Raw genomic sequence first — 14,884 nt, 5'->3', positions numbered from 1 at the left:
CAAGGATGACCATTTACGGCATAAGCCAAAGTACTAAGGTCGTTAGTTTTGAACTAAGCACTTGTATAAATGAAGCTTTTGTTTACCATAGCACTTTAGGATCAGGTTCCTATTTTTCTTACAAACTTTTGGCTGGGAATAATGTGACTTTTGAAACAATCAACCCAGTTCAAATAAGCACTTTTTTCAAGGATCCCCTTTTTGAAATTCGTACGAGGGTGACTTCTGAGCACACTTATTCTTATCAATTCACCTCAAAGCCAAGGACTGAACTACGTAAACAAACAGAGAAAAGCCAAGTTTTTGTAAAAACCAATGTACAATCTTTGATCAGCTCCCTTATTTTAAAAGTTAGCTATTCACAAGACCGTATAAAATGGCGAGTTACTAAAGATTTACCCACGCGACCGCGGTGCTTACAAGCGTCAGGAACGACGATACTTTTTTCACCCGACTCTTGGCAAAGTACAGCTTAATTTATCGGCTTGAATGCCATGATTTCATTGGATCGAGAGTGATTTCGGAGAGTAATTGAGCCGAACACTTTGTGAAACGTTTCTTTAAAGCGACAGAAAATGAATAAAATAATTTACTCACCTATTAATAAGGAAATACCATGAGCACAACGGAGCTGTATTTTATTGGTTTTTTGGTTTCTTTGATCAGTTTTATCGTTGCTGTATTGATTAGCAAGCAGAGACATAAGCTAGTTCAATCTTGGATAAAAGCCATTGTGTTACTAACATCAGTGCTTTCGTTTTTTATCTGTATGTCTATACTTTCAGGGCTATTTTCCGATGCGGTTATCATAAGTAAAGCCGCGGGTCAGTCGATCATATTTATACTGGTCGGTTTTGGGATCTACAAATTTATAGCACATACTAAAGCCAAAAGTCGCCAGTAAAATCAGAGCAACATTTATCGCTGAACATAACAAGGAGTTGGAATGCGAGAAGAAAACCGACAAGTCCCACAACAATTGGGCCAGTATCTATACCAACAAATTAAAGAGCCGTGGAGTGAAGCGCGGCTCGTATTGGACTACCATGACGACAATATACCTAGGTGTTCCGCTTTTTACTATGACACTAGCACACCAAAACAAGCGCACGTTATACCAGTAAGTGATGAAATTTCCGTTCTTTTTTTAAGCTTGTTCGAAAATGCGACATCAAATCAAGAAGAGAACTGGCAAAAGGCCATTTTCTCAGTACAGCGCAGTGGTCAGTTTAGTTTAAATTTTGAAACTGCTGTTAACGAAGAATAAGAGACAACTATCCTGTTATCGATAGGCCATACTAACGGTATGGCTAATCAAGCTTCCATCAAATATTGCTTAATACCCAACTAACTTATCACTAAATAGCGAATAAAATACAAGGTTACCCTACACATTACTTTTAGAGTAGACTTCAATCCATCATCTATGGTTGCTCCTCGCAAGGTGCCTTCTCTATTAAATTGAAAGAAAATTTTCAGGTTTGATGCTAATATGGGTACTCAATTCTAATGCTTATCGAGTAATTAGATATCAAGGACTAGAACAATATATGAAAGCAAGTATTCAAATTTCACAGAACGAATCACACTCCCCTCAGATTCGAGATAAATTACATGCTAAGTCTCTCGAATTAGAATTCTATGGCATTGACCCTAAAGTTCAGTGCATTAAGCAAGTGGAACTTTTCTTTAATAGACCAACTCACCTTTCTCTAAATTTATCCATAGCTGAAACACAGTATTGCCATCAACAATTTATAAATGAATCACATGACATTGCATTAGCATTGGGCTTTAAGCCAAACTCGACACCTACATCCAGTACACTCATCATTCTTGGCTTAGGTGCTGGCTATCACGTTCCCGCATTACTTAACAAGCTAAATTATATAGATGTGATAATTATTGAGCAGGATCAAAAGCTTGAAGCCCTAGGCCGGTTTAACATCGATCTTGAAACGATAGAAAATGAGTGTAAAGCACGCGGTGGTAATCTAAAGCTCATTAACTGTAAGAGCTATAGTGACTTTTTAGATAGTTTAGCATCCTACTCGTCTAATCGAAGTTGTGGAATATTTAGTGATATTAGTTTATTTAGACACTATAACTGTCAGTTATTTGACAAAATATATGAATCATTTAAGGAATGGAGAAACTCCTTCGTAAGTCTATGGGGCTTTATGGAAGATGAGATGATGAGTTTAAAACATTCCTCTCAAAACATAAAAAGTCTAAAAAATTTTAAAACATCAGATTTTTCTTTTCTAGAAAGCCATAAAGCTTTGATTGTAGGAAATGGTCCTTCGCTAGATCTTATAATTGATGATATAAATAAATTTAATGGTATTGTAGTATCATGTGGGACATCATTACCGAGTCTACTTAGAAAAAACATTGTTCCACATATACATGTAGAAATGGAGAGAAGTAAGGATGGCTATTATATTAAAGAAGATTACCTAAAAAGTCCTCTATTGAAAAATACACTATTGATAACATTAAACACCGTCTACCATAAAACTCTGCTAGCATTCGAGAATAGATTAGTTTTTTTTAAAGCAAATGACATTACAACAGAAATTATTAAAAAAGAACATGCAATCACTCCGCTTTACTATAGCAACCCAACCGTTACAAATACAGCGATATCTGCACTTGTAAGTCTGGGCGTAAAAAAGTTTGTATTATCTGGATGTGATTATGGTTTTGTTGATGAGGAAATGCATCATTGTAAGCACTCTCAATACTATAACGAAAGAGATGCTTTGAGTCGATGTCGCTTTACTGGTCAGCACTATGTGCTAGGTAATCAGACTGAAAGAGTGTTAACAACTCGAATATTCAACGAATCAAGAAAAGCGGTTGAATCGTTAATCCAGATTAATCCTGATCTGAGTGTTGAGAATATAAGTAATGGCGCATTGATAAATGGTGCAATACCAACAAAGGAGTTGAAACAAAACTCAATTCCTTTTTCCTTTTCACTATTTGAAAAAAGTTTGAAAAAAGTAAACAACCTCAACCATATAAACTTTACATTTAAAAACAATTTATATAGATGTTGTGAAATATTAAATTCGCACATCAAAGATTTAGAAAAAACCAGAACATTAAATGAATTAAAATCGACGCTTTCTAATTTCATCAGTGGTTTAGAATCAAATTCAAATGAAAGAGAGGTTATGCTCGTCTTATCGGGTAGCTTTAAGTATATCATTTTTGGAGTATTCAACCATACAAACCATATACCTAAGGATAAAAAGGAGGATTATTTCTTAAATATAAAACCTATACTATGTGCAATAGTAACAAAGATAAAAACAGAAATTTTAAGTTATTGTAAGGATAGATCGTGAAATTTAATTTATTTGCTGTTTTACCTACTACAGTGGTTTTAGCAAGTACTGTACAATCAATTGCATCTGCTGCTGAAATAATTAGTGATGGAATTAATCAGGAGTTATACGGAAGTGTAACCCAAACCAATAATACCGCGAATGAATCGCTTGATACTAGCGATTCTTTTGGTACTAGTGACTCATTTGGTACTAGTGACTCATTTGGTACTAGTGACTCATTTGGTACTAGTGACTCATTTGGTACTAGTGACTCATTTGGTACTAGTGACTCATTTGGTACTAGTGACTCATTTGGCACTAGTGACTCATTTGGTACTAGTGACTCATTTGGTACTAGCGATTCTTTGGGTACTAGCGATTCGTCTAGTACAGCATTCCCGTATTCTACTAGTGAGTTAACAAAAGGTATTTTATCCATTGTGTATGAACAATATGGTTATAAATCCCTTCTTTATGAAATTTGTATAAGGTCAAACAAGAACTTAGTGATAGCTAGAGCAACCGAGCAAACTGAAAGTAACAGAGGATATGACTTTCTGGCTAGGGGAAACTACAAACTTAACGACAACTCGCTGACGCTAAAAATTGGAGCGACTGATAAAACAAAGCTAGAGAAGTTTAATTTCATTACTAGCGATGATCCAAATTACACGTTCATGGGTGAGTGGTATACCAATAAGCACAACAAGACTAAGGTCTATGCTCAATATCTTCCGGAGGAGTTTTACTTCGCCTATAGTTGCGACACACGACTTGGACAGTAAAATAAAGCCAACGTGAATATTACGTTGGCTTTGCAATTTAAATTTCGGCTATGCTACTGTTAATCGCCTTCAACGTAGCTGCAGGATCTTCAGCTTTAGTGATCGGACGCCCTATCACTAGATAATCACTACCCGCTTTCACTGCTTTTTCAGGCGTCATAATACGTTTTTGATCGCCAGCATCAGCACCTGCTGGTCGGATACCAGGTGTCACAAGCTTAAACTCTTCACCGAGTTGAGCTTTTAAAAGTTCGGCTTCTTGTGCAGAACAAACTACGCCGTCTAGGCCTGATTCTTTCGCTAATTTTGCTAGATATAGCACTTGCTCTTGAGGCGTTTTTTCAATTCCAAGCTTTAATAGCTGACCTTGATCCATACTCGTTAGCACGGTCACAGCAATAAGTAACGGCGCTTTATCGCCGTAAGCTACCAACGCTTCTTTTGCTTTTGACATCATTTCGTGACCGCCGCTGGCGTGAACATTTACCATCCACACACCAAGCTCAGCTGCAGCAGTTACTGCTTTTGCGACTGTATTTGGAATATCATGAAATTTCAGGTCTAAGAATACATCAAAATTCATATCTACCAGTTTTTTTACAAACTGAGGGCCAAAATAGGTAAACATCTCTTTACCTACTTTCAATCGGCATTCGTCAGGTGAAAGCTGAGAAACAAATGATAATGCAGCTTCTTCATTATCATAATCAAGCGCAATCAAAACCTTTTTTAAATCTTGTGTCGACATAGTTACCCTATTTGGCCAAATTAAAAACTTAAAAACCGTCTAACCCACGGCTTGGAGCAAGTGACTCCCAATGTTTGCAGGAGGGACATAACCAATACATCGTATGACTTGTAAACCCACAATGACCACATTGATAGTTTGGCTTAGTTGCAATATAAGACTTAACCAATTTATCTATTTCTTGTAGTACGTGGTCTATTTTAGCATCTTTGCCGCTAATGAGTTGCAGCAAATAACTAAAGCCCCTAATTGATGGTTCACGCTTTAAACTATCAGTTAGAAACTCTATTGCCTCAGAAATATGACCTTTTTGGACTAATCCTTGGCAAAACTTAATTCTGATCAGCACGCCTCCTTTTTCTAATAGCTCTGAGACTAACTCAAAGAATTGATCGTGAATGTTTAATTGAACATAACAGGATTCGAGGTCTTCTATTACTAGCGGTGCCATACATACAAATTGACTCACGAGCTTTCGCCAATAATATATACACTTCACGTAGTCATCATGTTTGTATGCATCTTTGCCCATTTCGTACAAGGGTCTTACTGTTTCATGCGCGAGCGATGTTGCTTTTTCGAATAGGCTTGGATTCTTTTCTTGATTTGCAGCCTCACAATAAAAATTTGCAATAGTCGCGCAATGAGACGACTTTTTAAAAAGCTCAGGATGCGCTTCATACATATGAACGCCTTTTCGCCAATCTCTAGTTTGAGAGTATAGGTTTAAAATTGGATCGAGTGCATCTTTAAACCCAAGTTTTACAAGGATGACCAAGTGTTCTTCAGCACTATCCAATAGGCCAGCTAAGACGTAATCTTGAGCAAGCTCTAGGCGACAGGACTTCACCACTTCTTCATCTAGATTAGGTTGTTTAAGTAGGAGCTCATGAATTTTTATCGCTCTATCTAACTCTCCTCGCTTTCTAAAAAGCGATGCGAGTGTTAAATAATGGTCGACGGAGTCTGCTGAGACTTCAAGTAATTTGGTGAGGTGTTCAAGACCCTGATCTTCTTCCCTATCTAGTAGGAATTTTAGGCCTTTACTGTATTCAGAAGTAATTTGTCTACTTTGCTCTAGGGCTTGATTCTTTGCACTATTTTTACCCATAACATAACCGTAAGCGGCGGCTACAGGTAGTAATAAAAACAGCAGCTCGATCATAACTAGCGTTCGGCTGCTTGACTAAGCTTACTATTACTTTTTTTTAGGCGATGATTTTGCCATTTAAGCTTAGATAAAACCGACGCTGTTACAAGTAAACCAATAATTATCCCAAGAGCTAAGCAAATACTCATTAAGGTTGCGAGTGGTAACTCTGCACTTGCAATTACAAAATTGACATTAACAACTTGTGGATTTTGTGTTCCAACTAAAAATGCAATCAGTATGGCAACAACAGCTAATCCCTTTTTCAATACTGCAACCAAGTTTAGCTCCGTTAGACTTAATTATTTAAGCTTTCGTTTACTCTATCGCGCAGCTCTTTGCCTGGCTTAAAGTGTGGTACGTATTTACCATCCAATTCTACTGTCTCGCCCGTTTTAGGATTACGACCAGTGCGAGGAGAACGGAAGTGAAGCGAGAAACTACCAAAGCCTCGGATTTCGATACGTTCCGAGTCTGATAATGAGCCAGCCATTTGTTCAAGGATTTCTTTTACCGCATTCTCTACATCTTTAACAGGAACGTGAGCGTGCTGCAGTGCAAGTTGTTCTATCAATTCAGACTTTGTCATAATGTTTCCTTTAGTGTAAAAGGAAGGGCTAAGCGCCCTTCCTAGTTTAAAGACTGATTAATTAGTCTTTTTGAGCATTTTTGAAAGCTGCAGCCATTGCGTTTTCGAACGCAGGCTCATCTTTCTTAAGCTTCTCTAGTACTTCTTTTTCTTCAGCTTCGTAGATAGCTTTAACTGATAGGCTGATAGTACGGTTCTTACGATCAACACCTACAAATTTAGCTTCGATTTCGTCGCCTTCAGAAACAGCAGCAGTCGCGTCTTCAACACGCTCTTGCGCGATGTCAGCTACACGGATGTAACCTTCAACGCCTTCGATTAGCTCAACAGTTGCGCCTTTAGCATCAACTTCAGTCACTTTACCTTTAACAATAGCACCTTTTTTGTTGGCGTCTAGGTAGTTAGTGAATGGATCAGCGTCGATTTGCTTAACGCCTAGAGAGATACGCTCACGCTCTGGGTCAACCTGTAGAACGATAGCTGTGATTTCGTCACCTTTCTTGTACTCACGTACAGCTTCTTCGCCTGGAGTGTTCCAAGAGATATCAGATAGGTGTACAAGACCGTCGATACCGCCGTCAAGACCGATGAAGATACCGAAGTCAGTGATAGACTTGATCTTACCAGAAACTTGGTCGCCTTTGTTGTTAAGACGAGCAAATTCTTGCCAAGGGTTAGCTTTACACTGCTTAAGACCTAGAGAAATACGACGACGCTCTTCGTCGATTTCAAGAACCATAACTTCAACAGTATCACCTAGTGAAACTACTTTTGAAGGGTGGATGTTCTTGTTAGTCCAATCCATTTCTGAAACGTGTACTAGACCTTCAACGCCTTCTTCGATTTCAACGAAACAGCCGTAGTCAGTTAGGTTAGTTACACGACCAGTAAGCTTAGCACCTTCTGGGTAACGACCAGCGATAGCAGCCCATGGATCTTCGCCAAGTTGCTTAAGACCTAGAGAAACACGTGTCTTCTCTTTGTCGAACTTAAGTACTTTAACGTTGATTTCGTCACCTACGTTCACGATCTCTGAAGGGTGCTTAACACGCTTCCAAGCCATGTCAGTGATGTGTAGAAGACCGTCAACACCACCTAAGTCTACGAATGCACCGTAGTCTGTAAGGTTCTTAACGATACCCTTAACTTCTTGACCTTCAACAAGGTTTTGAAGAAGCTCTTCACGCTCTTGTGAGTTCTCAGATTCGATAACAGCACGACGTGAAACAACAACGTTGTTGCGCTTCTGGTCTAGCTTGATAACTTTGAACTCTAGCTCTTTACCTTCAAGGTGAGCTGTGTCGCGAACTGGACGTACATCAACAAGTGAACCAGGTAGGAATGCACGGATTGAATCAACTTCAACTGTGAAACCGCCTTTAACTTTACCGTTGATCATACCAACAACAGTTTCGTGCTCTTCACATGCTTTCTCTAGACGGATCCAAGCTTCGTGACGCTTCGCTTTCTCACGAGAAAGGATAGTCTCACCGAAACCGTCTTCGATAGCGTCAAGTGCTACATCAACTTCGTCGCCAACAGCAACTTCTAGTTCACCAGCAGCATTTTTGAATTGCTCTGCAGGGATTGCACTTTCAGACTTAAGGCCAGCATCAACAAGAACAACGTTGTTCTCGATAGCGATTACTGTACCTTTAACGATTGAGCCTTGCTCAACTTCAAAACCCTGTAGGCTTTCTTCAAATAACTGCGCAAAATTTTCTGACATACTAAATACGTCTCTATAAAGTTAAATTACCAATTAGCAACCATGCTGCATGGGGTTGTTAAATAAACACTAGCTTCCTGCCTGTGTCATTAAAAAATTACTTAGGTAAACAACTTTTTGGAAGTTTACCGGCCACAATGGCGTCTTGAATAAAAGACATAACCTGTTTGAACACTTGCTCAGCATTATGCTCAGTTGTATCAACAACTATCGCATCGCTAGCAGGAACTAATGGGGCAACCTTGCGATTCATATCGCGATCATCGCGAGCTTTAATGTCTTCTAACAGACCACTTAGTGTAACATCATGGCCTTTCTCATTCAACTCAACAAATCGCCTGCGAGCACGTTCTTCTGCACTTGCAGTCAAATAAATTTTAAGTTCAGCATCAGGGAACACCACTGTTCCCATATCACGTCCATCTGCAATTAAGCCAACTTCAGTTCTAAAAGCGCGCTGACGTCGTAATAATGCTTCTCTCACTCGAGGTAGCGCCGCAATTTTTGACGCAGCTGCGCCGACTTCTTCATTGCGAATGGTGTTAGTAACATCTTCACCTTCAAGTACAATTTTGCTTTTTTTAGTTTCTTTATCGATAGAAAATTGTACATCCAAATTGGCAGCGAGTGGGACCAACCCCTCTTCGTTATCAGTTGCAATTTGGTGGTGTAATGCTGCTAACGAAAGCACGCGATAAATCGCACCGCTATCCAACACTTCCCAATTTAATGTTTCAGCTAACAAGCGACAAACAGTTCCTTTGCCTGAACCACTTGGGCCGTCTACGGTGATAACTGGCATAGCTGCCTGCATTTAGACCTCCTAAAAATGCTCACCTGAATTTGACGGCGCATAGTATACGTCAATTTGCTGAATATATCCTTATTTACCTGTCATTTTTTGTTATATCTCAAATTATTAGTACAGTGAAAGGCACTAAATGTCAGGTGCAGACTGGCTTTGGCTGAATAAAATTCAGTCAAATATCCGCGTGTTTGATTTTGTTATGATGACTATATTAGAGAAGATTGTAAGGTGCTGAACATCTTCAACACCTTGGATGAAATTAATACTGACTAATGCTTTCTAACACTGAAAAATAGGTTGGGAAAGTTTTTGCCGTACATTTAGGGTCGTTAATCGTGATAGCTTGACCACCCACTGCCACCATCGAAAAACACATCGCAATGCGATGGTCATTGTATGTGTCTACATCCGTAAAATTAAAATTAGCCGGTGGTGTAACTTCGATAAAGTCGTGCCCTTCTACCACTTCTGCGCCTACTTTTTTAAGTTCGGTCGCCATGGCAGCTAGCCTATCGGTTTCTTTCACGCGCCAATTGTAAATATTACGAATTGCCGTTTTACCTTTTGCGAATAGTGCTACGGTTGCAAGCGTCATCGCCGCATCGGGAATAGCATTGGCGTCAATGTCCACACCGTTTAGCTCGCCTTTTCGGACAACGATACGCTCATCATGCCAATCAATGTCTGCACCGACTTGTTCCATCACTTTGGCAAAACCGATATCACCTTGCACACTTTGTTTACCCACTCCCTTTATCTCAATTTCACCACCTGCAATTGCAGCTGCTGCGATGAAATAAGAGGCTGACGAGGCGTCCCCTTCGACCATAAGTGTTCCAGGAGATTGATACTGTTGGCCTGCTTTTACCACAAAATGTTGATAATCGTGGTTTTCGACATGAACCCCAAAGTGCGTCATCACGCCAATGGTAATATCAATATAAGGTTTTGAAACCAGTTCACCTTTAATCGCAATATTCGTATCGCCACTAAAAAGCGGTGCTGCCATCAATAATGCAGTTAAGAATTGGCTTGAGATACTACCGTCAATCTCAACTTCACCACCAGCAAGTTGCTTACCTGTAATTTTCAACGGCGGGTAGTCTTTGTTTTTGAGATATTGAATATCTGCACCAAGCGTTTGCATGGCATCAACAAGATGGCCAATTGGACGCTCTTCCATTCGTGGCTCACCAATCAGTTCATAATCACCGGGGATAGCTGCAAGCACTGCAGTTAATGGACGATATGCTGTACCGGCATTGCCTAAAAATAGCGGCTCAACGGGGGTATTAAAGTTGCCACCATTTCCTTTGACCAGTGCCACCGTATTATCATCTTCTAACGTTACTTCAACGCCTAACTGAGACAATGCGCCTAACATATGGCGGATGTCATCGCTATCCAATAAGTTCGTCACTTTTGTCGTGCCTTCGCACAACGCTGCAAGCAACAAAATACGATTTGATAAGCTTTTAGAGCCAGGTAGCGTCACACTGCCACTGACTTTAGTAATAGGCTTGAGGGTCAATTGTTCCATCAGCTATTCTCCCGTGCGAATTTATCCATAAATGCAACTAACGCTTTGATCCCTTCAATTGGCATGGCGTTGTATATACTAGCTCGCATACCGCCAACAAAACGGTGGCCTTCAAGTGCAATTAAACCGTTTTGTTCTGCCTCTGCCAAAAATTTAGCATTTAGGCTGTCATCATTTAACCAAAATGGTACGTTCATCAATGAGCGACAATGTTTTGCAACTTTGTTTGAATAGAAGTCAGAGCCATCAATATAATCGTATAAAATGGCTGCTTTTTCTTGATTGTGCGCTTCCATGGCTTTAACACCACCAATGCTTTCAAGATACTTGAACACCTCAAACGCAAGATACCATGCAAATGTCGGTGGTGTGTTGTACATGCTTTGCTGATCAGCCTCAATGGCGTAATCAAGGATAGCAGGTCTGGGCAGCCCTTCACGCTTCAATAACGTCTTACGTACAATGGCGATACTGAGCCCTGAAGGACCGATATTTTTTTGTGCACCAGCATAGATCAAATCAAAGTCGTCGACGTTAATTTCGCGAGATAAAATATTGGAAGACATATCCGCTACAATTGGTGCGGTTGCATGCTTTGGAACGTCAAAGATTTCGATACCGTCGATGGTTTCGTTTGGACAATAGTGAATATATGAAGCGTTTTCTGGTAACTTCCATTCGGAGACAGGTAAAATGTCGAATTGACCATTTTCGTCAGTACGGATATTAATCGCATGCGTTTGCGTGAATTTTTCACCTTCTTTCGTCGCACCGGTAGACCAGATCCCGTTCTCGATATATACGCTAGGTACACCATCTACATGTAGATTTAACGGTACAGCAGCAAAGTGACCTCGGCCACCACCATGCATAAACAGGACTTCAAATTCATCAGAGATGTTCATCAAACGACGTAAGCTTGCCTCGCATTGCTTTGCCATTTCGAGATACGGTGCCGAACGGTGGCTCACTTCCATCACCGAAACACCCAGATTTTGCCAATCTAGAAATTCTTTTTGCGCTTTTTTCATAACTTCAACAGGTAACATCGCAGGACCCGCGCAAAAATTATAAACCGTCATATTTTTCCTCATTCCAAATAATCTAAATCATCCAAAGAATAGCGTTATTCTCATGACTTTTAGGATGAACAGTGGGCTGCCCGACTAAAACGTCGGATTGTTGGTAGCCTTAATTTATCAGGCTTCAGGCTCTTGTCATAGAGGAACAGATTGAAAAAATTGACAGAAAGAAAAAAAGCGACCGAAGTCGCTTTTTTTTGGGTAGGATTTTTTTATTCTTCTGCGTCAGATCCCGCAGCAGGTGTTGCTTCACCTTCTAGCTCTGCAACGTCACCTTCAGGCAGCGCTTCCACTTCAATTTCTTCGATGCGTTGAAGACCAACTACCTTTTCTTCTTCCATCGTACGGATCAGAATAACACCTTGGGTGTTACGGCCTACCGTAGAAACTTCGTTTACACGCGTTCTAACTAACGTACCACGGTTTGAGATCAACATGATTTCATCGTTGTCATCAACTTGAACCGCGCCAACCACAGAACCATTTCTTTCAGTTACTTTGATTGACACAACACCTTGTGTTGCACGGCTCTTCGCTGGGTACTCTTCAAGCGGTGTACGCTTACCATAACCATTTTCAGTTACGGTCAAGATTGCACCATCGCCTTGTGGTACGATTAGTGATACCACTTTCACGTCATCAGGCATCTTGATACCACGAACACCTGTTGCTGTACGGCCCATCGGACGTAAAGCCAACATTTCTTCGCCGGTTTCAGGGTCGCGCTTCACTTCACCTGTTTCTGAATCTCGCTGCTTCTCGTTAAAGCGTACAACTTTACCATGCTCAGTAAATAGCATGATGTCATTTTCACCTGTAGTGATATTAGCACCGATCAGGCTATCGCCTTCGTTCAAGTTGATAGCAATAATACCACTTGCACGCTGACGGCTGTATGCAGTCAGAGGTGTTTTCTTAACGATACCACTTGCCGTTGCCATGACGATAAACTTATCTTCTTCGTATTCACGAACTGGTAAAATTGTCGTAATACGCTCATCAGCTTCGAGTGGTAACAAGTTTACAATTGGCTTACCGCGCGCCGCACGTGATGCAAGCGGCAGCTGGTAAACTTTCAACCAATACAAGCGGCCAGAAGTGGAGAAACAAAGAATTGTATCGTGAGTATTTGCAACGAGTAGACGTTCGATAAAGTCTTCATCTTTCATCTTAGTTGCAGATCGCCCTTTACCACCACGACGCTGAGCTTCGTAATCGCTAAGAGGTTGATACTTCACATAGCCTTCGTGAGAAAGCGTCACTACAACGTCTTCTTCGTTGATCAAATCTTCTAGACTGATATCGTGCGCAGCAGCAGTGATCTCTGTGCGACGCTCATCACCATACGTTTCTTTGATTTCAGCTAACTCATCGCGGATCACTTCCATCAAACGCTCTGGAGTAGAAAGGATGTACAGTAGCTCAGCGATTAAATCGAGCAGTTCTTTGTATTCTGCTAGAATTTTCTCGTGCTCAAGACCCGTTAATTTGTGTAGTCTTAAGTCTAGAATTGCTTGGGCTTGTTGCTCAGACAAATAGTACTGACCATCACGGATCCCTAATTCTTCCGCTAGCCAATCTGGACGCGCAACATTTTCTTCACCAGTACGCTCAAGCATTGATTTAACGTTACCAAGATCCCAAGCTCGCGCAGTTAGCGCCGCTTTCGCTTCTGCTGGAGTTGGTGACTTACGAATAAGCTCAATGATTGGGTCAATGTTGGCTAGCGCAATTGCGAGGCCTTCAAGCGTATGCGCTCGGTCTCTTGCCTTACGCAGGTCAAATACAGTACGACGCGTTACCACTTCACGACGGTGAATAATAAACGCATCAAGCATTTCTTTCAGGTTGAAACACTTGGGCTGGTTGTTATCTAGTGCAACCATATTGATGCCAAACACAGTTTGTAGTTGTGTTTGAGCGTATAGGTTGTTTAGTACAACCTCACCGACTTCACCGCGTTTGATTTCAATAACAATACGCATACCGTCTTTATCAGACTCGTCGCGTAGTGCACTGATCCCTTCAACCTTTTTATCTTTAACAAGCTCTGCAATCTTTTCGATTAGTCTTGCTTTGTTAACTTGGTAAGGAATTTCATGAACGATGATGGTTTCTTTGTTTGTTTTCTCATCGACTTCGATTTCAGCTTTCGCGCGGATATAGATCTTACCACGGCCTGTTTTATAGGCTTGTTCGATGCCGTTTTTACCGCTAATGATGGCGGCAGTCGGGAAATCAGGACCCGGAATATAGTCGATTAACTCTTCAATAGTGATGTCTGGATTCTGGATCACAGCCAAACAGCCATTGATCACCTCAGTTAAGTTGTGAGGTGGAATATTGGTCGCCATACCAACCGCGATACCAGATGAACCATTCACCAATAGGTTAGGCACTTTAGTTGGTAACACATCTGGAATTTGCTCTGTACCATCGTAGTTTGGTACATAATCAACGGTTTCTTTTTCAAGGTCAGCAAGTAACTCGTGAGCGACTTTCGCCATACGTACTTCGGTATAACGCATCGCAGCTGCAGAGTCACCATCAACAGAACCAAAGTTACCTTGTCCATCTACGAGCATATAGCGTAGAGAGAAAGGCTGAGCCATACGTACAATAGTATCGTAAACCGCGCTATCACCATGCGGGTGATATTTACCGATTACGTCACCAACTACACGAGCTGACTTTTTATAAGGTTTGTTCCAGTCATTTTTAAGTTCATTCATCGCGAACAATACACGACGGTGAACAGGCTTTAGGCCGTCACGTACGTCAGGTAATGCACGACCTACGATTACACTCATTGCATAATCTAGGTATGAATTTTTTAATTCATCTTCGATATTGACTGGCAGGATTTCATTGGCGAGATCAGACATTTGACTCCACTTTCCTTCAGTGTCCACCCCTTTTGTGTCACACTACAACTTGTGTTGAGATGCTATCTGAATATCAAATTGCTCTTTCTGCTGAAGCGCCAATTAAACGCGCTTCAAAAAATAGCCGAATTGCCTCAGAGTATCAGCGGGGGCTTTGTTTATTATAAAATTCGTCAAGCATGCTAACACACTTTTTACCGTTTTACAGGTGCTATTTTTATCTAATCCCC

Annotated in this window: 13 protein-coding genes; 4 read left to right on the top strand and 9 right to left on the bottom strand. The window is 40.7% G+C overall.

Annotation, left to right across the window (positions count from 1 at the left end):
- Nucleotides 1-616: 616 nt before the first annotated feature.
- The 4 genes from GSF04_RS13690 (at nucleotide 617) to GSF04_RS13675 (ending at nucleotide 4,123) form a co-directional block, all read left to right on the top strand.
- Nucleotides 617-904: a hypothetical protein gene (locus tag GSF04_RS13690; RefSeq protein WP_211859812.1), complete on the top strand. Its 288-nt coding sequence runs from the start codon at nucleotides 617-619 to the stop codon at nucleotides 902-904.
- A gap of 42 nt (nucleotides 905-946) precedes the next feature.
- Nucleotides 947-1,267 carry a hypothetical protein gene (locus tag GSF04_RS13685; RefSeq protein ID WP_211859811.1) on the top strand — a complete coding sequence of 107 codons (321 nt, stop codon included), beginning with the start codon at nucleotides 947-949 and terminating at the stop codon, nucleotides 1,265-1,267.
- Nucleotides 1,268-1,550: 283 nt separating this feature from the next.
- Nucleotides 1,551-3,356 carry a 6-hydroxymethylpterin diphosphokinase MptE-like protein gene (locus tag GSF04_RS13680; RefSeq protein ID WP_211859810.1) on the top strand — a complete coding sequence of 602 codons (1,806 nt, stop codon included), beginning with the start codon at nucleotides 1,551-1,553 and terminating at the stop codon, nucleotides 3,354-3,356.
- A complete protein-coding gene (locus tag GSF04_RS13675) occupies nucleotides 3,353-4,123 on the top strand; it encodes a hypothetical protein (protein ID WP_211859809.1) in 771 nt (256 codons plus the stop codon). Before GSF04_RS13680 ends, GSF04_RS13675 begins: the two co-directional genes overlap by 4 nt.
- Nucleotides 4,124-4,160: 37 nt before the next feature.
- Here the strand turns inward: GSF04_RS13675 and pyrF are convergent, their stop codons facing one another.
- From pyrF to gyrA, 9 genes are all read right to left on the bottom strand, one after another.
- Nucleotides 4,161-4,871: an orotidine-5'-phosphate decarboxylase gene (gene pyrF / locus GSF04_RS13670; RefSeq protein WP_045990776.1), complete on the bottom strand. Its 711-nt coding sequence runs from the start codon at nucleotides 4,869-4,871 to the stop codon at nucleotides 4,161-4,163.
- Nucleotides 4,872-4,899: 28 nt separating this feature from the next.
- Complete coding sequence (locus tag GSF04_RS13665; RefSeq protein WP_211859808.1) at nucleotides 4,900-6,036, bottom strand: lipopolysaccharide assembly protein LapB; 1,137 nt, start codon at nucleotides 6,034-6,036, stop codon at nucleotides 4,900-4,902.
- 2 nt (nucleotides 6,037-6,038) lie between these two features.
- Nucleotides 6,039-6,302 carry a LapA family protein gene (locus tag GSF04_RS13660; protein ID WP_010377035.1) on the bottom strand — a complete coding sequence of 88 codons (264 nt, stop codon included), beginning with the start codon at nucleotides 6,300-6,302 and terminating at the stop codon, nucleotides 6,039-6,041.
- A 17-nt stretch (nucleotides 6,303-6,319) separates the two neighbouring features.
- Nucleotides 6,320-6,610: an integration host factor subunit beta gene (ihfB, locus tag GSF04_RS13655; RefSeq protein ID WP_010377033.1), complete on the bottom strand. Its 291-nt coding sequence runs from the start codon at nucleotides 6,608-6,610 to the stop codon at nucleotides 6,320-6,322.
- A gap of 61 nt (nucleotides 6,611-6,671) precedes the next feature.
- Nucleotides 6,672-8,339: a 30S ribosomal protein S1 gene (gene rpsA / locus GSF04_RS13650; protein ID WP_017217321.1), complete on the bottom strand. Its 1,668-nt coding sequence runs from the start codon at nucleotides 8,337-8,339 to the stop codon at nucleotides 6,672-6,674.
- 97 nt (nucleotides 8,340-8,436) lie between these two features.
- A complete protein-coding gene (gene cmk / locus GSF04_RS13645) occupies nucleotides 8,437-9,153 on the bottom strand; it encodes a (d)CMP kinase (RefSeq protein WP_017217320.1) in 717 nt (238 codons plus the stop codon).
- Nucleotides 9,154-9,406: 253 nt separating this feature from the next.
- A complete protein-coding gene (gene aroA, locus GSF04_RS13640; RefSeq protein WP_211859807.1) occupies nucleotides 9,407-10,687 on the bottom strand; it encodes a 3-phosphoshikimate 1-carboxyvinyltransferase in 1,281 nt (426 codons plus the stop codon).
- Complete coding sequence (gene serC, locus GSF04_RS13635; protein ID WP_211859806.1) at nucleotides 10,687-11,769, bottom strand: 3-phosphoserine/phosphohydroxythreonine transaminase; 1,083 nt, start codon at nucleotides 11,767-11,769, stop codon at nucleotides 10,687-10,689. The genes aroA and serC overlap by 1 nt, the downstream gene beginning before the upstream one ends.
- A gap of 212 nt (nucleotides 11,770-11,981) precedes the next feature.
- Nucleotides 11,982-14,654, bottom strand: a complete 2,673-nt coding sequence (gene gyrA / locus GSF04_RS13630; protein WP_211859805.1) for a DNA gyrase subunit A — start codon at nucleotides 14,652-14,654, stop codon at nucleotides 11,982-11,984.
- Nucleotides 14,655-14,884 lie beyond the last annotated feature (230 nt).

Origin of the sequence: Pseudoalteromonas sp. A22, assembly GCF_018141345.1 — a bacterium.
GTDB lineage: Bacteria > Pseudomonadota > Gammaproteobacteria > Enterobacterales > Alteromonadaceae > Pseudoalteromonas > Pseudoalteromonas maricaloris.
The sequence above is the reverse complement of the archived record's forward strand: the minus strand, read 5'-3'. Positions and strand labels throughout refer to the sequence as shown.